Origin of the sequence: Brachybacterium vulturis (assembly GCF_002407185.1) — a bacterium.
GTDB lineage: Bacteria > Actinomycetota > Actinomycetes > Actinomycetales > Dermabacteraceae > Brachybacterium > Brachybacterium vulturis.
Map to the genome: position 1 here is coordinate 798,470 of NZ_CP023563.1, position 23,630 is coordinate 822,099.

The following is a 23,630-nucleotide window of genomic DNA, read 5'->3' on the forward strand; positions in this document are numbered from 1 at the left end:
TACGGCTCATCCCCGCTGCGCGGGGCGGACTGGCTTTCAGTCGGCCCGACATCACGCTGGAACGGCTCATCCCCGCTGCGCGGGGCGGACGGCCTCGCGGAGCTGCCCACAGAGCCGAGCGAGGGCTCATCCCCGCTGCGCGGGGCGGACCTGGGCGAGCGTGCTCGAGGAGAACACGCTCGAGGCTCATCCCCGCTGCGCGGGGCGGACTCGGTGACCCAGGTAGCGGACGCTGCCGCGTTCGGCTCATCCCCGCTGCGCGGGGCGGACTTTCCACTTCTCAGCATCCAGGAATTCGTTTAGGGCTCATCCCCGCTGCGCGGGGCGGACCGATCCAGCACGGCGGTCAGGTCGTGGGTCAGGGGCTCATCCCCGCTGCGCGGGGCGGACTCCCTCGATCACGCCTGCGGCCGCTGGGGCTACGGCTCATCCCCGCTGCGCGGGGCGGACGGATCGATCAGCCAGAGGAGCTGGCACTTGCCGGGCTCATCCCCGCTGCGCGGGGCGGACGTCACCGATCCTGCCTACGCCGCTAAGGCGTTCGGCTCATCCCCGCTGCGCGGGGCGGACTCGTTCGCGGCGACGCCGGTGCCGTCCCAGCCGGGCTCATCCCCGCTGCGCGGGGCGGACTGGTAGACGTCATCACGCAGAGCCGCGACCTCGGGCTCATCCCCGCTGCGCGGGGCGGACTTCTCCACGCCGATCGGCCCGTCCCCCACGTAGGGCTCATCCCCGCTGCGCGGGGCGGACATCAACTGCATTAACGGCGTCGTCCCCATGGGCGGCTCATCCCCGCTGCGCGGGGCGGACCGGATCGCGTCGATGCGGAACCGAGTGCCGGCGGGCTCATCCCCGCTGCGCGGGGCGGACGTGACCGTCCACGTCGGAACGGTACGCCCACCCGGCTCATCCCCGCTGCGCGGGGCGGACCCACTCATCAAGGTGGGGACCGAGCAGGAGTGGGGCTCATCCCCGCTGCGCGGGGCGGACACCGTCTCGACAGGGGTTGAAGTCCCGGTCTCGGGCTCATCCCCGCTGCGCGGGGCGGACGTCGACGCTCAGGTGAGCGGCGGGATCATCAACGGCTCATCCCCGCTGCGCGGGGCGGACGTTCCATCGGGGCTGTCCCGGCGCACTGGTCCCGGCTCATCCCCGCTGCGCGGGGCGGACGTCTCCCTGTCCTCGTCCATGCAGCCGGGAAGGGGCTCATCCCCGCTGCGCGGGGCGGACCAGCAGCCCGCCGCGCAGGGAATGAGAGGCAAGGGCTCATCCCCGCTGCGCGGGGCGGACGGGGAGTCGGCCATCGCGTAGCGGGGATTCCGGGGCTCATCCCCGCTGCGCGGGGCGGACACAGCCCACGCCCATTCGTCGGCGGGGATCTTCGGCTCATCCCCGCTGCGCGGGGCGGACGTCGACCACGGCGACCAGTCCGGATGATCACCCGGCTCATCCCCGCTGCGCGGGGCGGACTCGGGCGGCACCATCGAGATCAACGGGGAAACCGGCTCATCCCCGCTGCGCGGGGCGGACTCGGGCGGCACCATCGAGATCAACGGGGAAACCGGCTCATCCCCGCTGCGCGGGGCGGACGCTTGCACGTCCTCCGACTCGACGCCGGCGCGCGGCTCATCCCCGCTGCGCGGGGCGGACTGGACCTGTTCAGCCCTCCGGAAGCCCCCGGCAGGCTCATCCCCGCTGCGCGGGGCGGACGGCGACCAGGTCGGCCCCGACTCCCGCGGCCTCGGCTCATCCCCGCTGCGCGGGGCGGACGGCCGCCGAACTACCGCCAAGGGTGCCGTGGTGGGCTCATCCCCGCTGCGCGGGGCGGACTGTACTCGATCTGGATGCAGCCGTCGTTGTTCGGGCTCATCCCCGCTGCGCGGGGCGGACTGCATGGTGGTGTTGGCGAGAACGTCGTACAGGGGCTCATCCCCGCTGCGCGGGGCGGACCCGTCCCCGTACGTACAGCTCTCCGGGCCGGAGGGCTCATCCCCGCTGCGCGGGGCGGACCCCCACGCCCGCACTGCATGCCCGGACGGGACGGGCTCATCCCCGCTGCGCGGGGCGGACGCGATCGCATGTTCGCGGACATGAACCTCACGGGGCTCATCCCCGCTGCGCGGGGCGGACCTGGGAGCGCCCGTCGCCGACTACGGAGCAGAGGGCTCATCCCCGCTGCGCGGGGCGGACCTGGAAGGGGAAGCAGCGGTGCTCAATGCTCCGGGCTCATCCCCGCTGCGCGGGGCGGACGCTGGCCGCACTCTCCGCGTTTGCGACGGGTGGGGCTCATCCCCGCTGCGCGGGGCGGACCGGCAACGTACGCCCCCGATGGCGGGTTCGCGGGGCTCATCCCCGCTGCGCGGGGCGGACCCCCCAAATATGGGTGCGGTCAGAGCTGTCCGGGGCTCATCCCCGCTGCGCGGGGCGGACGCGGTCCGGTCTGCTCGTGAGCAGGTCGCACAGGGCTCATCCCCGCTGCGCGGGGCGGACCAGGCGGACTCTCGCGGGGCGGTGCGCATCCCGGGCTCATCCCCGCTGCGCGGGGCGGACGCGGGCTGGCAGGGCACCGTCGAGCGTAAGTGGGGCTCATCCCCGCTGCGCGGGGCGGACCGGCCGAGGGAGTCGCGGGCACTGCTGCCGTGGGGCTCATCCCCGCTGCGCGGGGCGGACTGGACCGGAGATCGGGCCATGACGCAGCGGACGGGCTCATCCCCGCTGCGCGGGGCGGACCCGTGGACGCTCCCCGCAGGGTTCCGGCCCGGAGGCTCATCCCCGCTGCGCGGGGCGGACACGAGCCTGCTCGCCCAGGACCTGCACAACAGGGGCTCATCCCCGCTGCGCGGGGCGGACGCGGACGAGATGACCACGTTGCAGTATCAGGACGGCTCATCCCTGCTGCGCGGGGCGGACCCGAACTGGTGGCGGTCGCTGTAGGTCTCGGGCGGCTCATCCCCGCTGCGCGGGGCGGACCGGACCACGCCGACCAGATCGCCCGTGGGCTCAGGCTCATCCCCGCTGCGCGGGGCGGACTAATGGCAGACGAGCCCGCGAATCCGAGACCAGGGCTCATCCCCGCTGCGCGGGGCGGACGGGCACGGTGGGGCGCTCCGAGTTGGGTACCGGGGCTCATCCCCGCTGCGCGGGGCGGACTCATCTGGGCGCGCTCACTGAGGTGGCGGATGCGGCTCATCCCCGCTGCGCGGGGCGGACGCACGGCGTCTGGCCTCGGGAAGGTTGGGAAGGGGCTCATCCCCGCTGCGCGGGGCGGACGTGGCGCGCTCCCATGACCCGAACGCGGCCTTCGGCTCATCCCCGCTGCGCGGGGCGGACGCTGATCTTGCCGGTGTTGTTCATCGTCGGTTCGGCTCATCCCCGCTGCGCGGGGCGGACGTGCTCGGGTGCTGCATGAGGGTGAGCGCCGTCGGCTCATCCCCGCTGCGCGGGGCGGACGAGTCCGCGACAGCGCCGAGGATGTTCGAGCCGGGCTCATCCCCGCTGCGCGGGGCGGACTTGGTGTCCGCGATGTGACTGCGACGTACGTTGGGCTCATCCCCGCTGCGCGGGGCGGACTCCGCTGTCTACCCCCGATGTGTCCCCGGCCCGGGCTCATCCCCGCTGCGCGGGGCGGACAATCGACCTCAACCGCCCCCTCTCGCCAAGCTGGGCTCATCCCCGCTGCGCGGGGCGGACGTCGACACTGGCAACAACAGGCGTGCCGAGCACGGCTCATCCCCGCTGCGCGGGGCGGACCCTGCACCGCCCTGCCCCTGTGCCACCCGCGAGGGCTCATCCCCGCTGCGCGGGGCGGACTGATCAGCGACCTGGGGGGCGCGCCTCGTGAGGGGCTCATCCCCGCTGCGCGGGGCGGACGTGCAGGGCGTGCACCGGCTGGACACGGACTGGGGCTCATCCCCGCTGCGCGGGGCGGACCCTCAACGACCTGCTTAAATGCTACGAAAAGGCCACTGGCGGGTACAACTTCGAGCCAGCAGGGGCTTGACGGACTTTACCTTTGGTCCCTTCGACCCTCAGCGAGGCCGCCGTGCGCGGCGCATGGCTCGCGCGGTACTCCACCCCGTCTTGCGCGCAGGAGTCGCCGGGGCGGAAGGCCGCAGCATCAGTAGGACACCATCGTGGTTCGTGGGAACCCAGTCGTGGTTGTGCACACGGAACTCGAGACCCTGTTCGGTATCGGCCGAGTACACGAGAATTGCTTTTCCGTCCTTGCAAAGCTCGATGGTGCGGAGCCACAGCTCATCCCGGACTCTCGCTGAGGGGCGTCCCACGAACACACCGGGAGTGATTTCCATCAACCATTTGGTGAGATCCCCGCGGAGACCTGCGGGACAAGCCGTCAGGACCAGGGTCATCATGCAGGGACTCCGTGGCCGTCCCAGTTGGTCCCTGTGGGAAAGGCTTCCAGCTCGCTCCACAGGAGCAGATCGCCGAAGTCCGGCTCGAGATCGTCCTCCAAGCCCATCAGGTGGTGGATGTCGGCGACGACGCGGCGGATCAATTTTGTCTCGACGATGCGGTCGCGGACCATCCGGCGGACCTCGTTGGCAGGATTGACCGCATCGGATGCGACAGCATCGAATGCCGCGGGAATCGAGATCTCAGCCTTGTAGAGATCCGCGATGTCGTACACGAAGGAGCGGTCGGTGCCCGAGTGCACGACGCCGAGGGCCGGTACGCCGCCGAGGCTGCAGATCACGGCGTGGACGACGCCGTAGAGCGCCGCGTTCGCGCCGGTGAGCGCTCGGTTGATGTCATCGCCTGCCTCGAAATCATCGGGAGAGTACGAGCGACGCGACCAGTCCGCGCCTGTTCGGGCGGACTCGACGGCATAGACGCGCTTCATGCGCGCGCCTTCACGGCCCCGGAGCTGATGCATCGAGAGCGTCGCGAAGTCCTCGCCGGGGAAGCGCATCTCATACATCGCACGGGCGCAGCGCAGGCGGGACCGCTGATTCGTCACGATCCGTGCCTGCGCCTCTGCCATCCTTGCGGACTTCGCCAACGGACGGCCGTGTGCGTAGTAGCGCACGCCCGCCTCACCCACCCAGGCCACCGAGACGCCGCAGTCGCCGATCACCGCCATCGCCGAGTGCGTGATGCGGGTCCCCGGGCCGAGCAGGAGCACGGCCAGCGACGCGGCTGGAACGTGCACGACACCGCGCTGATCGGTGAGGGTCAGCGCGTTGGCGCTGCGGTGCACGGTGCAGTGCTCCGCATACAGGAACGAGATCCTGTCCGAGACCCGTGCAAGCTCCACCCGCTCGGGTGGCGGTGAGCCAGCTCTGCTGTCCATGTCAGCCGCCGATCCGCGCCAGGGTGACCAGGCCGCAACCGTAGGCCTTGCCGCGCCCGAGCCCCCGAGCCAGGGTCTCCCGGAACAGATCGGCGTCGGTGACTCTCAGTGTTCCCTCGAAGCGAGCGGTGCGGAGGGTGACGCGGCCTCGACTCTCGCCGTGCGGGTCTCGGTGGTCGAACGACATGTCGGACCTCCTGTCGACCAGCAGGTCGGGACGTTCATCGCCGTTCTCGTCGGCACAGGTGCGGATCTCGAATCCATGGCGCGGAGCTTTCTCCACGAGCCAGCGGGTCTGCTGCTCGGGCGTCACGTGGGGGACGACCCGCCCTCGCTTGGCGCCGTCCGCGGGCAGGCTGCGGACCGGGTTCGCGGTGAGGCGGAACGCTCTCTCGTGACCGACTCGCAGGCTGTCCAGCAGGGGCCGGTAGTCCGCCGACTCACCTGGGCGCGAGGGCCATCCCGCCTGCTCGACGACGACCGTCGGATCGATTCCTACCGGTCCCACGATGTAGAGCACATGGTCGTGATCGTTCCGGTCCACGCGCCACAGGATGCGAGAGGAGGCGTCGTCCAGGTCGGACGGGAAGCAGGACCGGACTGCGGCATGCATCGCCTGGGGATTCGTGAGGAGCTTGCGCCCGCCCCGCTTCTGCGGGTTCAGCAGGATCCTGGTGAACGTTGTCATGCCGAGATGACCTCCTCGAAGAACGGGTCGGCCTTCCGCTTGCCGAGAGGATTCTCAACGGTTGCTCCCTCGGCATCCTGGACGACATCCCGCCACCCGTAGCGGCGGTGGGTCTGGTCGAACGAGAGAGGTACGTCCTGCCGAGGATCGCCGATCTCGCCGGGCAGGGCGTCACGGAAGATAGGAAGAGTGAGCTGCTGGGGCCTGGTGCGCCGGTGGAACTCAGACGCGAACCACCGCTCCGACCGGAGCACGTCGACGGCGTCACCGTCATGGACTTCTTGGAGCAGGTCCGCGTTCGCGGGGCAGGAACGGCGGCCCAGGAACAGAGGGAACCGGGGCGAGTGCAGGGACTGGGTGATTCCGTCCAGGAGCTCACGATCCGGAGATTCGACGGCGGCCAGGAAAACGGCATCGCTCAGGTAGTACCTGCTGACCAACGATGTGCTGCCACCGGTCTGCCACCGCTGGGCGGTCTGGTAGTCGTGAAGCAGCGATCCGGGCTGATCCACGCGGACGGCGAAGCGCAGTCGCGCGAGGTCCTCGATCGGAGCGCTCCTTCGTCGACCCTCTGCCGCTGCGAGCAGTCCGACGACACCGGACTTGGTGGGGTACGAAGCGGTGGTGCGGTCACGGTATCGACTCGTGTGGCCCCACGACTGCATCGGCCCCTTGAGCAGCAGGAGCAGAGTGGCACTCACGCCGGGTCCTCAGCGGTGAGCTCGCTCCGGAGCTGATCGGCGAGGGCGGGGAGAGTCGTGACCGTGGCGAACTCGGTGAACGGCTCGGTGAGGGCGCCGAGACCGATCGCGAAGCTCGCCACTGGGACGAACCCGTAGTTGCTCTCGAGCTGCTTCGCCTCGGAAGCCAGCAGCTGGGCACCGGCTTCCCGCCTGCTCACGCCATCCGCCGCGCGCACCGGGCTCTCGAAGGCGTTCACGAGAGAGAGCGATCGGGTATCGCGGATCGTGAGGTACACCAGCTCCGGCACCGTGTTGTGCGCGTAGCTGTTCTGCTTCCCGCTCGGCAGCGACGTGATGAAGGAGTTCACGAACGCCGTGGTCGCCTCCACCGCGGCGTTCGCATCGCCGAGGTTCTCCTGCAGGGAGCGGAGGTCGACGGTCGCGAAGCGGTAGAGGGTCGAGGACGTCATCTGCATCGTCCCGATCATGCCCGCGCCGGTCTCCTCCTTGTCCTCGACGATGTCGTCGACCGCTGTGTAGTAGTCGAACTCGGGTTCGGACTCGTGGATTCCGATGGCGTGGGCTACCTGCACCGAGGCGTCGACGTTGTAGTCGGGCGCGTCGGCGACCATGCGGCCGAACATGGCGATGTCGATGCTGTGGGCGTCGTCGAGGAGGGCTCGGGCTTCCTTCTTGGACGGCTTGGCACCGTCGGTCTCGACGAGCTTCCGAGCCGCGTTGTCGATCTGGCGGGGGCTCAAGAAGAGCAGATATCCGGTCTCCGCACCCCGCTTCTCCTCACCCTCACGGACCTTCGCCTCGGTGAGCTTGATCCCGGCGCCGGTGAAGAGGTTCATTGCCGCGGCGTCAGCGCGCTCGCGGTCCCACATCGCGTCGTCGCCCTTCGTGAGCTCCTGGACCCGGTCGGCGACGAGATCCGCGACCCGCTTGGTGCGGAAGCCGACATGGTCGGCACCGAGCGTTTTCTCGAAGTCGCGGCGGATCGCGCGCTTCCAGGACTGCGAGGAGACCCGATGTCGAGGCACTCCGCCGAAGACGGCACTCTTCGGTGCGCCGGTGTCGTCGCGGTTGATGTTGCTCGGGGGCAGGGTGTGCAGGGCGTGGATGTCGAGGACCAGGGACATGGTGGGTTCCTTCCGGTGTGTGCTGAGCGAGCGTTCGTTCGGTGAGTGGACGGAGGAGTCAGGCGGTGCTTGTGGCGACGGTTTCGGGGGCGTCGGCCGTCTCCCTGCGGGGCGTGGTCGCGAAGTCGCGCGCCCAGCGCAGGAGGACCCCTGAGCGGTACCGCCCGGAGAGCGTGCGCAGATCGCGGGCGAGGAGGCCGTAGTCGAGGCCGATCCCGTCACTGCGCAGCAGAGTGATGAGCGAGCGGGCGTGCGTGAGTCGGGAGCGTTCGTGCCGTGCGCTGAGCAGCGCGTCGAAGCGGGGTTTCAGCGAGCCGCTGTCCGACCGGAGGCGGAGCATCCCCATGGCAGTCCCGAAGCTCCTCCTCCGCACGTGGGCCGGTGCTGCCGCGGACTGCATGTGCAGCGCGAACAGGGTCATCGCGTCGAAGGCGGCGCTCTCGCTGGGGGACGGAGCATCCTGCGAGCCCAGATCATCGAGCGCGAGGCCCGGGTCGAGGGAGTCGAGCACCTCTTGCATCGTGAGCGGGTGCTGGAGAGCGGTGAATCCAGCACTGCGTCTGAGCACGGCGAGCCGGCCGCGCGCCATGGTCTGCTGGGAGACCCCGCGCTCTCCGAGATACTGCGACTGCAGCGTCGCCGCAGACGAGCCGACTGCGTGCTGCAGCGTGACGGGAGTGGCCGGCGCGGCCTGGGGCTCGGGTGCGCTGTGATCATTCATCGGTGGTCAGCTCCTGGAAGGTGTAGGTGCCGGGGGAGTGGTCGGTGCTCTTCTGCGGCGCCGGGAGTAGGGGGAGGGCCTTCCGCAGATCCCGCTGGAGCCGGGAGTAGGCGGTCCCGGCGGTGAGGAGGGAGACGCGGTCGTTCTGGCTGATCTCACGCCCGATCAGAGCTTTGGGGCCCGCCCCGCGCAGGAGCAGATTTGCCCGGTCACGCACGCGTGTCTCGACGACCTGCTGCCACTCGACCATCGAGGCGTCAGCGAAGTCGGGGTCGAGGACGGCGAGCCACTCGCGGAAATCCTGCTCTAGATCCGCGAGCATCGCATCGGTGTGCGCGGCCTGGAACGAGTACTCGCCGCCCGCGGCCATGAGGAGGCGCCCCCCGAAGACACCGAGCGCGACGGACGCGGAGAGAGTCGCCTTTGCGTTCGCGAGCACGGCTTGGCGTACGGACCCGGCTCCGGGGGCCAGGATCCTGCGGGGGACGTCGAGCCGGGCATCGACGGTGGTCGCCATCGAGGAGGCCTGAGGGCCATATGACGCGGAGGTGAGCCGCAGGCTGAGCACGCTCTGGCTCTCGGCCAGCCCCTCGTCCCTGGCCCTGGCCAGAGCATCCAGTGTCTCCGGACGACGGCCCGACCGCTCTCCCCGGGCGAGGGTGACATCGCCGTCGAGCGCGATCAGCGGCTCGAGCGAGCGCCACATCATGCGGTTCGGGTCGTACGGGCGCGGATAGAACACATCCTGGGTCTTCGAGGATTTGTTGGTGCTGAAGCGGTACGGGGTCATCGGGTCGCCGAACACGTTCGCGCCGGCATCGGGGATGCGGTCCCCGTTGCTCACCAGCACCCCCGTGATCCGATTTCCTTCCCGGAAGAGTCGTATGCGCCGGGACTGCCAGGTCGCGAGATCTGCGGGACCCTTCGGGGCAGGGGCCGAGCGCTCTGCCGGCCCGTCGGGCTCCCGCTCCCACACCGGCCGGTCCTCCTCGCCTGCGAGCAGCGGCCCCGGGGAGGTGTTGAGCACGAGGGTCTCGCGCAGGGAAGCGCCGAGGATCGTGGTGCCGCCGGTCATTCCGGACCACCCCGTGCCGATCGGGTACCCCTTCCCGCCGGTCACCCGAGGATCGCCCACGGCGCCGGACTTGATGCCCGAGTAGTCGTAGGCGTGGGTGTGGACGAGCCAGCGGGTCGCCTCGTCGAACGGGAGCGACCCGAGGGCTTCTCCCGCCCGCATCGTGAAGTAGTCGGACTCGGCCTCCGGGACGATCCGGGCGATGGCAGGTCGACTGTCCTTGCTCGTGTGCAGATCGGCGACCTGCATGAACGGATGCTGGGGGTGCAGCAGGTCGAAGCGGTCGCGGTGCTGGTCGAGATAGTCGAGCACGGTGGCGTCCGCTTCGCCGTCGACAGCCTCGTGCCAGGCCCCTTCGCGCCAGTCCTCGAAATCGAAGGTCCGCCCGGGGGCGACGACGGCATCTCCGCGGTGGGCTCGCCAGAAGACCGCGAGGAGCACGCGCAGCACCGCATAGTCCTGGGTCGGCGAGTCGCCGCGGAGCCCTGCGACGGGTCGTGTCCCGTCGAAGACCTCCTCGAGGGAGAGCACGACGTCGGTCCCGTCGGTCTGCTGACAGCGGATCCATGGCTCCGTCACCAGGGAGAAGGATGTGCGGTCTTCCATGATGCTCCTCGTCGTCGCGCCTGCTGTGCCGAGTATGGGAGACGGGTCCGACGAACGATTGCGGCCCGTCATCCAAGGGTCTCCGTGACGTCGTGCAGTCCCAGCTCCTCGTCGTAGATGAGCCGGCGCCCCGCCAGGTCGATCCCGCCCTCCTCGTCGAGTGGAAGGGCCACCTGACCCTTGAGCCAGGTCGAGGCCTGCCATCCCGGTGGCGTCCCTCTCTCCAGATGGCTGAGGGTCTCGTCGAAGATCCTCTCGATGCGGGTGAAGCGCGCGGGCAGACGCACCGTCGAACAGGCGAGCTCGATGCCGAGCCAGGAGGGCGGCGCGATGTCCGGAGCGAAGTCTTCGGCTTCCGTGTGGCCGAGGGGCCGGTAGCCGCCCTCTGTCACCTCGATCGGGATCACCTCGACGGTCGGGTCGCTGTCCCGGACCTGTGCAAGTCCTCGTTCCTCGCCGTCCGCGGTGTCGATCGAGTCCCTGCCGATCCGGAACAGCTCGTCCAGGCTTCCCGCTCCGCCCGGCTCGCAGATCCGATACGACTGGGAGCGTGACCGGGAACGGTCGCGCTCCCGGTCGTGGTCGGCGACCGCCGTCTCCCAGGCCTCGGACCAAGCCGTTGGGATCGGCGGCGACGTCCCGTAGGCGGTCTGCACGAGAGCGGCGATGTCGTCGGGGCGGGAGAACCCGTGTTCGAGCGTCTGGTCGAGGAGCACGGAGAGCGTCGAGAGCAGGAGTTTGCGGCCGTAGACCGCTTCGCTGCCCGACTCGAACTCTGGGGGGTCGACGGAGACCAGCCCGCGGATCAGCACGTGTGGTGCACGCATCGACACGGGTCGGTCGGCCACAGGGCGGGGATGGCGGTGCAGCCGGCCGATCCTCTGGATGAGGAGGTCGATCGGGGCGATGTCGGTGACGAGCAGATCCACATCGATGTCGAGGCTCTGCTCGGCGACCTGGGTCGCCACCACGATCCGCCGCTCCGGACGTCCTTCCCCGGGGCGCGCCTGCGGACCCAGCGCCTCGCGGAGGGCAGCTTCTTTGGCAACTCGAGCTGAGGCGAGGTAGGCGGCGTGATGCAGCTCGACCTGCCCGGGGAAGATCTCGCGCACCGCGCTGTAGGTCTCCTGGGCGCGCCGCACCGTATTGCAGATGATCAGGACGCAGCCGCCGGAGGCGGCGTCCACGGCGAGGCGCTCGAGCAGCGCGGGCAGATCGTCATCGAGCAGAGCGACCTCCGCGTGCAGGTCAGCGGGCCGTGAACGCACCGGGAGCTCCCGCAGGCCTGCTGCACCGATGGTGGTCACGAGCGGATAGGACGTCGAGAGCTCGGCGATGGATGCCCGCGAGACCTCGGAGCCGTACGCAGCGAGGAGCTGCTGTTTCTGCGCGACGGGAAGAGTGGCGGAGAGGAGGACGACGGGCACCTGATAGCGCGCGAGCCACGCGAGTGCGGTGGCGAGGTATTCGGACATGTACGCGTCATAGGCATGCACCTCGTCGATGATCACGACCTTTCCCGCGAGGCCGAGGTGGCGCAGCATCGAGTGCTTGGCCTGCAGCGCGAGGAACAGGACCTGGTCGATCGTCGCGACGCTGAAGTTCGACAGGATCCCCTTCTTCCTGCCGGACATCCATTGGGACGCGATCACGGTCCCTTCCGTGCGGTTCGTCTCGTCCACGCCGATCCCGGTGGAGCGCAATCGGCGGTACTCGGCGTTGAGCCGACTCTTCGAGTGCGCCAGGAACATCGAGGTGACGTCCTCCCCCGCAGCTCGTTCAGTCCAGTCCAGAACTCTCCTGAAGAGCCCGTCGGCCGTGGACATGGTCGGTGCGGCGACGATCATGCCGCCGGCACCGCTGGATTCGGCGAGGATCTCCGCCGCGCTGAGAGCTGCCTCGGTCTTGCCCTCGCCGGTGGGTGCCTCGATCACGACCAGCCCTGGTCCACCGAGATCGGCGCTCGCCTGCGCCGCGGTGACCTGCACCGGGCGCGCGGTTGACGAGGCAGGCCAGCCGAAGCGTTGCCGTAGATGCGGGTCGAAGACGTCCGGCGCCGTGGAGGGGGCGGGGTGGGGCATCCACGGCGGCGTGAGGTCGACGCGGTCGAGGCACTCGGCAGCACGGTCGCCCGCATACCCCCGAGGGGTGAGCGGGAAGGCCTCCTCGGTGGAGGCGATCCAGTCGGCCGTGATCACCATTCCGGTCAGGAGCATCTGCCCGGACCCCTGCAACTTCGTGCGGAGGGAAGGGAGGATCTCACGTATTCCGGAGATCTCCGCGGCGAACTCGAGGAGCTCCTGGTGCACGTCTGCCCACGGGCCCGTGTACGTCCGCAGGATCTCCTCCGCTCCGGCGCGGCTCTCCTGCAGGGAGGGTGAGCCGTGGTGCGCGTCCAGCACGGCCGCGATCCGGCTGGCGTGGGTGCGCTTCATGCCCTCGCCGACGAGCCAGGCGCGCACCAGGACCATCGAGGCGAGAGAATGATGCAAACGACCGGTGGAGCGCTCGAGAGCGGAGGGGCGGACCGGAAGCCCAGCATCACGCAAGCGATCGAGGAAATGCCCGAAGCCGTCGCGGGCCTCGAGTTGGCATTGGAAAACGAGAATTGCTTTTCCGATGTCGTGCGCTGCTGCGAGCCAGCACAGGAGGATCCCCGCCTCGTCGATCGAGAGCCCCGCCTCGCGAGCAACGGCCTCGCGCACGCTGTGGGGCGCCCAACCCTCCCAGACGTGCAGGGCGGCGCCGGCGGAGTCGAGCATGTGCTGCGGGAGGCAGAGCCACGGGTCCTCGCCATCGGCGCGGCTGAGATCACTCCCGGACTTCGCCCACAGGGAGAGGGCGGCAGGGCTGAGATGTCTGCGGAACGACTCGACAGTGTGCCGAACGCGAAGCAAAGGATCCCCTTTTTTGTGGAGCAATTCTCTGGTTCGCCCAACGTAGAGCATTCACGATCTTGCCGAGGCCGATTCTCGCAATCATTTGAAAAATTCGGGGCCGCGGCACTCCGCTGCGTTTCGCTCCTGCCCGTTCCTCCCCGTACCGGGCCCCCACTGCATACCCTGTCCCCATGGTGACGACACTGCCGTACGGTTCCTGGCCCTCGCCCCTGACCGCCGAGCTGCTCGCGACGGGCGGCATCCGACTCGGCGCGCCGCGCCCCGTCGGGGATGCCGTGTGGTGGACGGAGGGCATCTCCACCGAGGGGGGACGCCAGGCGATCCTCCGCACCGCCGGACCGGTCGCCCTGCCGGGGACCGCCGCCTCCGAGGCGGAGCCGGTCACCGTGCTGCCCGCCCCCTACAACGCGCGCTCCCGCGTGCACGAGTACGGCGGCGCCAGCTGGAGCGTCGTGCCCGGGACGGCGGACGAGGCGGCCCGTCGGCCGCCGCTGGTGGTCTTCGTGAACTTCGAGGACCAGCGCGTCCATGCCTTCCGCGAGGGGGAGCAGCCGCTCCCGCTGACTCCCGTCGGCCGCGAGGTCGCCTCCGCGCATGGCCCCTCACTGCGCTGGGCTGACCCCACCCCGGTGACCCTCGCCGACGGCACCGCCGAGGTGTGGTGGATCTGCGAGGACCACACCGGCGGCCCGGACGGGCCCCGTCTCGGGGCCGACGGCGCACCGCACATCGAGCGGTACGTGGTCGCGGTGCCGCTGGACGGCTCCGCCGCCGAGGATCCCGCCGCCCTGCGCCGGGTCACCCCGTCGGCGCGCTTCGTCGCCCACCCGCGACTCAGCCCCGATGGCACCCAGGTGGCCTGGCTCAGCTGGGAGCACCCGCAGATGCCGTGGGACGGCACCCAGCTCCACCTCGCGCCGCTGATGAACGGCAGCGTGGGGGAGGGCGAGATCATCGCCGGCGGCGAGGACGAATCCGTCCTGCAGCCCGAGTGGCTCGATGACCAGCGCCTCATGTTCGTCTCCGACGCCTCCGGCTGGTGGAATCCCTGGGTCTGGTCGGCCGACGGAGGCGCGCACCAGGTCCTCGAGCTGGACCAGGAGTTCGCGGGCCCGATGTGGGCGCTGGGCAGCAGCTGGTACCAGGTGCTGGATCCCGACCGGGCGCTGGTGCAGCACGGCCGCGCCGCGACCTCGCTGTCCGTGCTGCGGATCAGCACCGGGGAGCTCGCTCCGCTGGACTGCCCGCTCACCGACATCGGTACCGCCCACCTGCGCGAGGACGGTCTGCTGGTGCTCGCGGGTGCCTCCCCCTCCCAGTTCGCGGCGATCCATCTCGCGCGCCTCGCTCTCGGGGACGGCGCTGCGCCGTCGGCCCCCGTGCTGTCGCCGCTGACGCTGCTGCGCTCCTCGCGCAGCGATGCGCCGGACCCCGGCCTGCTGCCCGAGGGCGAGAGCATCGAGGTGCCGCTGCCGGACGGCGGCGTCGTCCACGCGATCGTGCACCGTCCTCGCCAGGAGGGCTTCGCGGGCCGGGAGGGGGAACTGCCGCCGTTCATCGCGCAGGTCCACGGCGGGCCCACCGCCCATGTCTCGCCCGTGCTCTCGCTGCCGGTCGCCTACTTCACCTCCCGCGGCCTCGGCGTGGTGGTGGTGAACTACGGCGGCTCCTCCGGCTACGGCCGCACCTACCGCAACCGTCTGCGCGGGCAGTGGGGCGTGGTCGACGTGCAGGACACCGTCGCCGTGATGGAGCACCTGGTCGCAAGCGGCATCGCGGACGGGGACCGGCTCGCGATCGAGGGCGGCAGCGCCGGCGGCTGGACCACGCTCGCCTGCCTGACCCGCACCGACACCTTCGCCGCGGGCGTCTCCAGCTTCGGGGTCGCCGAGCTCGAGAAGTTCCGGCAGGACACCCACGATTTCGAGTCCCGCTACATCGACGGCCTGGTGGGCCCCTACCCGGAGCGGCGCGACCTGTATGTCGAGCGCGCCCCGCTCGGCCATGTCGACGAGCTCGAGGTCCCGGTGCTGCTGCTCCAGGGCGACGAGGACCGGATCGTCCCGCCCAGCCAGTCCGAGCTGTTCCGCGACGCGCTCGCCGCCAAGGGGATCCCGCACGCCTACCTCCTGTTCGAGGGGGAGCAGCACGGCTTCCGCAAGGCGGAGAGCATCATCCGGGCCACCGAGGCGTCGCTGTCCTTCTACGGCCAGGTGCTGGGCTTCAGCCCGGCCTGCGTCCCGGTGCTCGAGCTGCAGCGGGACTGAACCGTGATCACGCAGGGAGCGCACCGGACCCGGGAGGGGAGACGATGACGAGCACGATGAGGCGGGTGCCGGCCGAGGAGCAGCCGTTGCGGCCCGCGATCGCGCTGGCGATCATCTCGCTGCTGACGGTCCTGATGGCGGTGGTGGGCGTCGCGCTGGTGACCGTCCTGGCCGCGACCGGGCTCTTCGAGGATGCGGAGTGGGGCCAGGATCTGCTTGGCGGTCAGGGCTTCGCGGTACGGCTCATCGCGGTGATGCTCCTGAGCCTGGCGGTCATCGCGGTCACCGTCGGCACGAAGCTGGCCGCCGCGATCCTCGGGATCATCGTGGTGATCAAGGGTGACGGGAAGCTGCGGATCGGAGCGAGCCTGCTGCTCGCCGTGGCGCTGATGGGACTGTTCTTCTCGTTCTCCATGGACGGTTCGATGCTCTCCGGCACATTCGAGAGCGTCCTCTCCGTCCTGGCGACACTGGCCCAGCTGGTCCAGTGGGGCGTGTCCCTGGCCGGCATCGTGATCCTGGGGCTGGGGATCCGCGAGGTGCGCCGGGCGCGGGCGGGGTACGCGCTCGATCTGCGCTGACGCTGCTCGCCGTGACGCTTGCCCCGCCGGACCGTCCTGATTAGGTTGGTCGGCGGCGTGCCGGCAGTCCCCGTCCCGGGCCCGACCGGGCGCCTCCGGCTGCGAAGGAGCCTCATGGACCCCCGTATGTCCCCTCGGCGGGGACCGACCGCCGGTGGCCCCGCCGCCGCAGACGTCGCCGGCCTCCCCGCCGCGACGGGAGACCCGGGAGGGCACGAGGACCGTCCCGCCCCGGGCCGGCGCCGCGGAGGGCCGCATCGCCATCCCTGGGCCGGCAGGAGCTCCGGGAGGACTCTGCGGGAGGCCCGGCCGGACGCCGTCGGCCTCGACGCCGAGGTGCTGGCGCAGCTGCCGGGCATCATCCGTGCCGGTCTCGAGAACTCTCCGCCCCGTTTCGCGGGGGCCTCCCTGCTGGTGGCCTCGCGGGCGGGGATCGCCTACGAGCATGCGGACGGCCAGGCGCTGCGCTGGCAGGACGCCTCCACCGAGCTGCCTCGGGACCAGTGGATCCCCGCTCGCACCGACACCCTCTTCGACCTCGCCTCGATCTCGAAGATCGTCACCGCGACCGCCGTGATGCAGCACATCGAGCAGGGGCTGCTGCGCCTTGAGGACCGGGTCGCCGACCAGCTGCCGCGCTTCGCCGAGCACGGGAAGGGCGAGGTCACCGTCCAGCAGCTGCTCACCCACGTCAGCGGCCTGCCGGCCTGGATCGATCTCTGCACCGCGCACCCGGACGTCCCCTCCCGGATCGATGCGGTGCTCACCGCGCCCCTGCAGACCTCGCCCGGCTCGACGTACACCTACAGCGACCTGGGACTGATCACGCTGGGGCTGATCGTCGAGAAGCTCTCCGGGACAGGGCTGGACGAGTACGTGCGCGAGCACATCACCGCCCCGCTGGGGATGACCGAGACGATGTACAACCCGCCCGCGCAGCTGAGGGACCGGATCGCCGCGACCGAGTACGTGGACGCCGACGGGCGCCTCGTGCACGGCCACGTCCACGACGAGAACGCCTGGTCGCTCGGCGGGGTGGCGGGGCACGCGGGAGTGTTCTCCACCGCCCGGGACCTCGCGGTGTTCGCCCAGATGTTCCTGGACGGGGGTCGCTGCGGCGGGGCACGGATCCTCGAGGCGAGCACCGTCCAGGACATGTTCACCGACCGCATCGCCGAGGTGACCGGGGCGGGCGGCGCTCGCCGCGGCCTGGGCCCGGAGCTCGCGGCCTGGACCTACCACGCCGGTCTGACCAGCCCCTACAGCGGCGTGCACACCGGATTCACCGGCACCTCGCTGGTCATCGACCCGCTCACCGACACGATCGTCATCCTGCTGACGAACTCGGTGCACCCCACCCGGGAGTGGTCGAGCACCTCGGTCACCCGCCGCGAGGTCTCCACCTGCGTCGCGCATGCGCTCGGAGTGGTCCCGCAGCAGATCCGTGGCGGCTGGCAGGCGGGGGATGCGGACGCGAGCACCGCGACGCTGAGCTTCGCAGCGGAGCTGCGAGCGGATCTGCAGGCGGGTCTGCCGGCGACTGCCGCGGAGCTGCATCTCGACCTGTTCGCGCACCTCGAGACCGACCATGACATCCTCACCGTCGAGGCCTCCGCGGACCAGGGGGAGACCTGGCTGCCGCTCCCCGGCCGCCTCGAGGCGCCGGACGAGGACCCGGTCGAGGTGCCCGACGGGCGGATCACCGGCTGGGGACGGCGTGTGGTGTGGGACGGCACGTTCGCGCTCGCCGACGGCGGCGCACCGCTGGTCGGCGAGGTGCAGATCCGCCTGCGCCTGACCACGGGCGGCCCCCCGCGCGGGCTCGGTGCCCGGGTGGGGCGGCTGCGCGTGCTCGATGGGGGCCACGAGCTGTTCGACTCGCATCGGCCTGATGACCGCCGGGAGATCCTCGCGGACGGCTGGGTGCTCGGCGGCTGAGGGCTCGGCGGCGGCGGGGCCGGCGGCTGAGGGCACGGCGACGGACGGCACGGCGACGGACGGCACGGCGGCGGCGGGCTCGGCGGCGGACGGCACGGCGACAGAGGGCTTGGCGGCAGAGGGGCCGCGCCCGGGGTCGGACGGCCCTGGCCGGCACGTGCGCGCCGGAGGCCTCGGGGAGCGCCCGCAGCGGGCCGGTCGTCGGGCGTGGGCGGGGCGTGGACAGAACCTGCCGAGCGTGGACCGGGCGGGCTGCTCGTGCGGCGTGTGTCGAGCGCCGACGGTTCCTCCACAGCACCGATCGATCCACATTTCGGCACGGGCTCTTCCCCGGTCTTCTCCCGGTGAGAACGATGGGGCCATGACCAGCTCGCCGAACGTTCTCGGCCCTGAGGGAGAGATCTCCGCTCAGGCGCTCCTGGACGGGCTGCGGGCACAGGGACCGGCCGCGCTCGCCGAGGCGCTCGGGGACCTGGCCCACCTCCTGCAGGAGATCGCGGGCGATCCCGGGGAGGCGTTCGAGATCGCGGGCAGAGCCCGAGGCGACGTCACGGATCTGCTCGGCAATCTCCAGGCCTGCGCCTCCGCGATGGATGCGCTCGAGGCGCGCTCGGTGATCGCGCTGCGGGACATCACCCGCCGCGACCGGCACGCCCAGGCCCGGGACCGGGCGGCGCACGAGACCGGTGCGGGGCCGTCGCAGAGCACGGTCCAGGAGGCGGCCGACGGCGCCACCGCGGAGGACCTCTCGCTCCTCACCCGCCGCTCACCGCATATGGCCGGCCGCACCCTGGCCTCCGCGCAGCGGCTCATCGAGGTGCTGCCACGGATGATGGATGCGCTGCGTACGGGGAAGATCAGCAGTGACGTCGCCTATTCCGTCGCCGGGGCCGCCTCGGTGCTCTCCCCCGACCTCGCCCGCGAGGTGGATCGCAGGCTCGATGAACGGCTCCCCGAGCTCGATGGCGCGGGCACCCGGCGCTGGGCGGATGCGGTGGCGACCATCGCCGGTGAGCTCGATCCCGAAGGGGCCACCCTGCGGTACCGCCGAGCACACCGGGACCGTCACGTGACGATGACACCGGGTCAGCACGGCATGGCCACGGTATCGGCCCGGCTCTCCGCGATCGACGCCACGCGGATCCACAAACGGCTCTCCCTCGAGGCGGAGCGCCGGCGTGCCGCCGGAGCACGGAGGGGCCACGGTGCCGCCATGGCCGATGCCTTCACCGACACCCTGCTCGGACGCGGCGACAACACGGCCGCGCCGGGGACGCTCGACATCGGGATGATCATCACGGACCGAGCCCTGTTCCGCCCGGATGTCGGGGACCCCGCCCACCTCGAGGGCTACGGGGCCGTGCCCGCCGAGGCGGTCCGGGAGCAGCTGCGGGCCGCGACCGCCGAGCCCGCGGACCCGGCGGCTGACCCCCACGGCGCCGACGGTCCGGCCGTCCGCGCCGAGCTCCGTCGGCTCTACGCCCATCCGACCTCCGATGAGCTGGTCGCCATGGATTCGACCGCTCGCGCCTTCCCTCCCGCGATGCGACGGTTCCTCACCTGGCGCGACACCTCGTGCCGCGGCCCGCACTGCAACGCCGCCATCCGGCAGAGCGACCACATCGAGCCAGCATCCCGAGGCGGGCCCACCAGCGTGGACAACGGACAGGGCCTGTGCGCGCATTGCAACAAGAAGGAGACCAGCGCCGCGAGCGTCGAGCGGGTCGAGAGCCCCGAGGGATCCGGCCACCGCGTCGAATGGACCGGCCACTCCGGCGTCCGCCGGATCACCACTGCGACCCCGCTGCGCTGGCCGCGTCGGCCCAAGCCCAAGGACGCAGAGCCCGAGGACGCAGAGCCCGAGGACGCAGAGCCCGAGGACGCGGAGCCCGACGAGACCCTGGCAACTGCGTCCCTCGCTGAGCGACGGGCCACCCGACCCCGTCGGCAGCCGGCCTCCCCGCCGCCTCCGCCGCAACGTCCAGCGCCCCGGCCTCCTGCACGCAGCGAGCGGGCAGCCACCGGCGCACCCGCGACGGTTCCGGCCCGGAGAGTCCCGCCAACCGCTCGGCGAAGCGACCGGGCCGAGCCCGCAGACGATCCGGATCATTGAGCGTGTGCCGGCGAGGCCAGCGCTCGCCCGAGCAGACGACGGGCAGGGCCTCCCGGCCGGGGCCGCTAGCATCACCCTCGTGAAACCGTTCGTGCAGATCGCCACCCGACCCGAGGACGACGTCGCCCTCACCGAGCGCGCCGCCGTGCTCGCCTTCACCGGACTCGCGGAGGACGAGCTGCTCTGGGCGCGACTGGACCGGGACCCGTTCCCCGACCTGGGGGCCGAGGACATCTCGGGGATCATCCTGTGCGGCAGCCCCTTCACCGTCTCCGATGCGGCCCGGACCAAGTCCGCGGCGCAGATCAAGGCCGAGAAGGAGATCTTCCGGATCCTCGACCAGGTGATCGCCCAGGACATCCCCTTCCTCGGTGCGTGCTACGGGATCGGCACCCTCGGCACCCACCAGGGCGCCCTGATCGACAAGGTCCACGGGGAGCCGCTGGGCGCCGTGGAGGTCACCCTCACCGAGGCCGGCCGGCAGGACCCGCTGATCCGCGAGGCGCGGCTCCCGGAGACCTTCACCGGCCTGGTCGGGCACAAGGAGGCGGTGAACACCCTGCCCGAGCACGCCACGGTGCTCGCCTCCGGGAAGACCTCACCGGTGCAGATGTTCCGCGTGGGCACGCGGCAGTACGCGACCCAGTTCCATCCCGAGCTGGACATCCCCTCGATCATCGAGCGCGCCCGCGCCTATCGCGACCACGGCTACTTCTCCCCGGACGAGATGGAGGACGTCTTCGATGCACTGCGCGGGGAGACCGCCGATGATCCGCCCCGCCTGCTGCGCGCCTTCGCGACCCTGTACGCCGGCTGACGCGGCGGCTCCCGTCGACTGACGCTGCGATTCCTGCCGGCTGGCGCGGCGGTTCCCGCTGGCCGGCGCCGAGCGGTCGAAAGCCTGACGGGGTGCAACACGGCTGACGTGGACGGCTGTTCCCCCGTGCCCGGCACGGCGTCCCCCGTCGGCGCCGCCGGCTCGGGTACCGTCCCAGCGTGCCCCGATTCACACCTGAGCAGGTCCGTCGACGCCAGATCGCCGCGGGCACGTTCGCCCTCGTGCTGCTGCTGGTGGTCGGCGGCTGCACCGTCACCGTGATCGGCGCACTGCGGGGCGAGGCCGACGGGCACGCGCTCAGCGATCCGGAGCCCTTCCAGGCCGATGATGCAGCGATGTCGGTGGCCCTCTCCCCGGGCGACGCCGCGGTGCTCGCGAACCTGCCCGACCGGGGCGGGCTCATGCCCGGCGAGGTGATGGGCGTCGACGTCTCCAGCCACCAGCAGGACATCGACTGGGCGCGGGCCAGAGCCGACGGGATCGGCTTCGCCTACGTCAAGGCCACCGAGGGCGCCGGTTTCACCGACACCCACTTCCGCAAGAACTGGGACGGGGCCCGCGCCGCCGGCATCACGCCCGGCGCCTACCACTACTTCACCCTGTGCTCCTCCGGCACGGAGCAGGCCGAGGACTTCCTGGCGGCTGCACCACCGGACGATTCCGCCCTGCCCCCCGCGCTGGATCTCGAGTTCGACGGCGCCTGCGAGGAGCTTCCCGAGGCGAGCGCGGTCCAGGCCGAGATCGACGCCTTCACCGCCGTGGTGGAGGAGTCCTGGGGTCGCCGCCTGGTCATCTACGCCTCCTCCGAGTGGCGACGCCACTTCGGCCTCCCGGTCACCGACTCCCGCCCGGACTGGCGCTTCGCCGCCGGGAAGCGACCGTCCCAGGCTGACTGGGCGGTGTGGCAGCTGCGCTTCGACGGTACCGTCGCCGGGATCGACGGCCCGGTCGACATCGACGTGGCCCGGATCGAGACCCTGCGCGAGCACGCCGCCATCCCCGAGGGCGAGGGTGCGCTCGCCCATCCCCTCGAGGAGACGTGAGCGCGGCAGCGCCGGCCATGCCTGCAGCTCAGGGCTGCAGCCGGTGCCGTTCCCACCCGCCGTCGGCGCGCGCCGTGTAGAGGATCCGGTCGTGGAACCGATGCGGACGCCCCTGCCAGAACTCCAGGGACTCCGGCCGCACCCGCAGCCCGCCCCAGAACGGGGGCCGCGGCACCGGAGCATCCACGAACCGTGCTTCGACCTCCGCGTACTGTGCCTCCAGCGACTCGCGCGAAGCGATGGGGCGGGACTGGCGGGAGGCCCAGGCCGCCAGCTGGGAACCGCGTGGACGCTGCCTCCAGTAGGCGTCGGACTCCGCGGTGGAGGCCTGCTCCACCGTGCCTTCGATCCGCACCTGGCGCTGCAGCGGGTACCAGGGCAGCAGCAGCGCGGCCCGCGGTGTCGTCCCGACCTCGCGGCCCTTGTCCGAGTCCAGGTTCGTGAAGACCACGAAACCGTCCTGGTCATGGTTCTTCAGCAGCACGGAGCGGGAGCGGGGCCGGGCGGTCCCGTCGGCGTCGATCGCGACGGTGGAGAGCACCACGGCCGACGGCTCCGGCAGGTCCGCGTGCTCGTCCCGCTGGGCGAAAGCCTCCGCCAGCCAGATGTCGAACAGTGCCAGCGGGTCCACCGGGGCGTCATCGGGCAGCGACCCGGCGAGGTAGTCGGTGCGCTCACCGGCCAGCCGCCGCACGGAAGCGGCGGCGCCGTCGATCGGGGAGGGGGAAGTCCTCGTCATAACGCTGATCCTAGAGCTCCGCTCGGACTCGTGCAGCAGGCCCCCGCCGAGGTGCGGGACCGGGGTCCGAGAAGCCTGGGGGGAGAGCAGGCGGAGCACAAGCAGCTCGGCAGCGATCAGCCGGGCAGAGTCGGATCGCCCTCCGCGATCGCGCGCAGCGCGGCCAGGTGCGCGGCGAGCGCCGTGCGCCCTGAGGCGGTGAGCGAGACCCAGGTCAACCGCCGGGCATCCTTCCGGACCGGGGAGAACTCCTTGCGCAGCGCTACCAGGTCGGCCTCGGCGAGCAGCCTGAGGTTCTTCGAGAGGTTCGCGTCCTTCAGCGCCAGGGTGTCGCGCAGCACGGCGAACTCGATCTCGTCCACCGGACGCAGCAGACCGCAGATCCGCAGTCGGACCGGGGCGTGGATGAGCTCATGGAACGCAGGGGCGGGCTCCGCCCCGGTGCGGGAGGAGGGTCGGCTCATCGCGGTTCGGAGGGGCGGTGCGGATGGGCGACCTCCGAGCGCAGCACCGCGTCGTACCGCCTCCCCAGCAGCACGGTCGCGACGACGCCGACGCCGGCGGGAAGCAGCACCCACCACTGCGGGAGCGAGGCGATCTTCAGCACCACGCCGGAAGCCACCAGCAGCGCGAGCACCGCCAGGATCAGCAGCAACATGCGTCGGCTGCGGGGCCCCGCCGGCCGGGTCATGGAGATCCGGTAGCGGCTGGTGTAGGACCTCATCAGGACGGGGATCCAGAGGACGACCAGCATGATCACGGAGACCGAGGGGACTGTCGGCAGGGCCTGGGCGCCGATCGCCGCGGCCACGATCACTCCGAGGACGAGGTGATACCACCACGGTGAGACCAGACGTCCGGCGAGCTGCGAGGCGTCCTCGTCCAGTGCATCCAGCGCGGTGCGCGCCTCGCCGGCGGTGGGCGGAGGGACGGGGGTATTGCGAGGGCCCGACGGGTCGGTCTTCATGCGGCGGAGGCTACA

General features: G+C 71.2%; 17 protein-coding genes and 1 CRISPR repeat array (1 of these 18 cut by a window edge). Of the genes, 6 read left to right on the forward strand and 11 right to left on the reverse strand.

Features of this window, described 5'->3' with window-relative positions:
• A CRISPR array of direct repeats spans nucleotides 1-3,930; the repeat unit is 27 nt; unit sequence GGCTCATCCCCGCTGCGCGGGGCGGAC; it begins 837 nt to the left of the window's first position.
• Nucleotides 3,931-4,028: 98 nt separating this feature from the next.
• From cas2e to CFK38_RS03565, 8 genes are all read right to left on the reverse strand, one after another.
• Nucleotides 4,029-4,373: a type I-E CRISPR-associated endoribonuclease Cas2e gene (gene cas2e, locus CFK38_RS03530; protein ID WP_096801832.1), complete on the reverse strand. Its 345-nt coding sequence runs from the start codon at nucleotides 4,371-4,373 to the stop codon at nucleotides 4,029-4,031.
• On the reverse strand, nucleotides 4,370-5,311 hold the full coding sequence (gene cas1e / locus CFK38_RS03535) for a type I-E CRISPR-associated endonuclease Cas1e (RefSeq protein WP_096801833.1): 942 nt from the start codon (nucleotides 5,309-5,311) through the stop codon (nucleotides 4,370-4,372). Before cas1e ends, cas2e begins: the two co-directional genes overlap by 4 nt.
• Nucleotide 5,312: 1 nt before the next feature.
• Nucleotides 5,313-5,999 carry a type I-E CRISPR-associated protein Cas6/Cse3/CasE gene (cas6e, locus tag CFK38_RS03540; protein ID WP_096801834.1) on the reverse strand — a complete coding sequence of 229 codons (687 nt, stop codon included), beginning with the start codon at nucleotides 5,997-5,999 and terminating at the stop codon, nucleotides 5,313-5,315.
• Nucleotides 5,996-6,700: a type I-E CRISPR-associated protein Cas5/CasD gene (gene cas5e, locus CFK38_RS03545; RefSeq protein ID WP_096801835.1), complete on the reverse strand. Its 705-nt coding sequence runs from the start codon at nucleotides 6,698-6,700 to the stop codon at nucleotides 5,996-5,998. The genes cas6e and cas5e overlap by 4 nt, the downstream gene beginning before the upstream one ends.
• Nucleotides 6,697-7,827 (reverse strand): type I-E CRISPR-associated protein Cas7/Cse4/CasC, encoded by a 1,131-nt coding sequence (gene cas7e / locus CFK38_RS03550; protein ID WP_096801836.1) that lies wholly within the window; start codon nucleotides 7,825-7,827, stop codon nucleotides 6,697-6,699. The genes cas5e and cas7e overlap by 4 nt, the downstream gene beginning before the upstream one ends.
• Nucleotides 7,828-7,885: 58 nt before the next feature.
• Nucleotides 7,886-8,548, reverse strand: a complete 663-nt coding sequence (gene casB / locus CFK38_RS03555) for a type I-E CRISPR-associated protein Cse2/CasB (RefSeq protein WP_096801837.1) — start codon at nucleotides 8,546-8,548, stop codon at nucleotides 7,886-7,888.
• Nucleotides 8,541-10,229 carry a type I-E CRISPR-associated protein Cse1/CasA gene (gene casA / locus CFK38_RS03560; RefSeq protein WP_096801838.1) on the reverse strand — a complete coding sequence of 563 codons (1,689 nt, stop codon included), beginning with the start codon at nucleotides 10,227-10,229 and terminating at the stop codon, nucleotides 8,541-8,543. Before casA ends, casB begins: the two co-directional genes overlap by 8 nt.
• A gap of 68 nt (nucleotides 10,230-10,297) precedes the next feature.
• Nucleotides 10,298-13,177 carry a CRISPR-associated helicase/endonuclease Cas3 gene (locus tag CFK38_RS03565; protein ID WP_096801839.1) on the reverse strand — a complete coding sequence of 960 codons (2,880 nt, stop codon included), beginning with the start codon at nucleotides 13,175-13,177 and terminating at the stop codon, nucleotides 10,298-10,300.
• Between the two features lie 122 nt (nucleotides 13,178-13,299).
• On the opposite strand from CFK38_RS03565, the gene CFK38_RS03570 reads away from it, so the two are divergent.
• The 6 genes from CFK38_RS03570 (at nucleotide 13,300) to CFK38_RS03600 (ending at nucleotide 21,909) form a co-directional block, all read left to right on the forward strand.
• Complete coding sequence (locus CFK38_RS03570; RefSeq protein WP_096801840.1) at nucleotides 13,300-15,396, forward strand: dipeptidyl-peptidase 5; 2,097 nt, start codon at nucleotides 13,300-13,302, stop codon at nucleotides 15,394-15,396.
• Between the two features lie 44 nt (nucleotides 15,397-15,440).
• A complete protein-coding gene (locus CFK38_RS03575) occupies nucleotides 15,441-15,977 on the forward strand; it encodes a hypothetical protein (protein ID WP_157773335.1) in 537 nt (178 codons plus the stop codon).
• A 114-nt stretch (nucleotides 15,978-16,091) separates the two neighbouring features.
• On the forward strand, nucleotides 16,092-17,915 hold the full coding sequence (locus tag CFK38_RS03580; RefSeq protein ID WP_096801842.1) for a serine hydrolase domain-containing protein: 1,824 nt from the start codon (nucleotides 16,092-16,094) through the stop codon (nucleotides 17,913-17,915).
• A 361-nt stretch (nucleotides 17,916-18,276) separates the two neighbouring features.
• Entirely contained in the window at nucleotides 18,277-20,028 is a 1,752-nt protein-coding gene (locus CFK38_RS03585; RefSeq protein ID WP_245851210.1) for an HNH endonuclease, read from the forward strand.
• Between the two features lie 79 nt (nucleotides 20,029-20,107).
• Nucleotides 20,108-20,845 (forward strand): glutamine amidotransferase, encoded by a 738-nt coding sequence (locus CFK38_RS03595; RefSeq protein ID WP_096801843.1) that lies wholly within the window; start codon nucleotides 20,108-20,110, stop codon nucleotides 20,843-20,845.
• A 179-nt stretch (nucleotides 20,846-21,024) separates the two neighbouring features.
• Nucleotides 21,025-21,909, forward strand: coding sequence for a glycoside hydrolase family 25 protein (locus tag CFK38_RS03600; protein ID WP_096801844.1), 885 nt, complete (start codon nucleotides 21,025-21,027; stop codon nucleotides 21,907-21,909).
• Nucleotides 21,910-21,937: 28 nt separating this feature from the next.
• Here the strand turns inward: CFK38_RS03600 and pdxH are convergent, their stop codons facing one another.
• From pdxH to CFK38_RS03615, 3 genes are all read right to left on the reverse strand, one after another.
• The gene (gene pdxH, locus CFK38_RS03605; protein WP_096801845.1) at nucleotides 21,938-22,648 is read right to left on the reverse strand and encodes a pyridoxamine 5'-phosphate oxidase; all 711 of its coding nucleotides are present in this window, start codon (nucleotides 22,646-22,648) and stop codon (nucleotides 21,938-21,940) included.
• Nucleotides 22,649-22,764: 116 nt separating this feature from the next.
• Entirely contained in the window at nucleotides 22,765-23,112 is a 348-nt protein-coding gene (locus CFK38_RS03610) for a transcriptional regulator (protein ID WP_096801846.1), read from the reverse strand.
• Complete coding sequence (locus CFK38_RS03615; protein WP_096801847.1) at nucleotides 23,109-23,615, reverse strand: hypothetical protein; 507 nt, start codon at nucleotides 23,613-23,615, stop codon at nucleotides 23,109-23,111. The genes CFK38_RS03610 and CFK38_RS03615 overlap by 4 nt, the downstream gene beginning before the upstream one ends.
• Nucleotides 23,616-23,630 lie beyond the last annotated feature (15 nt).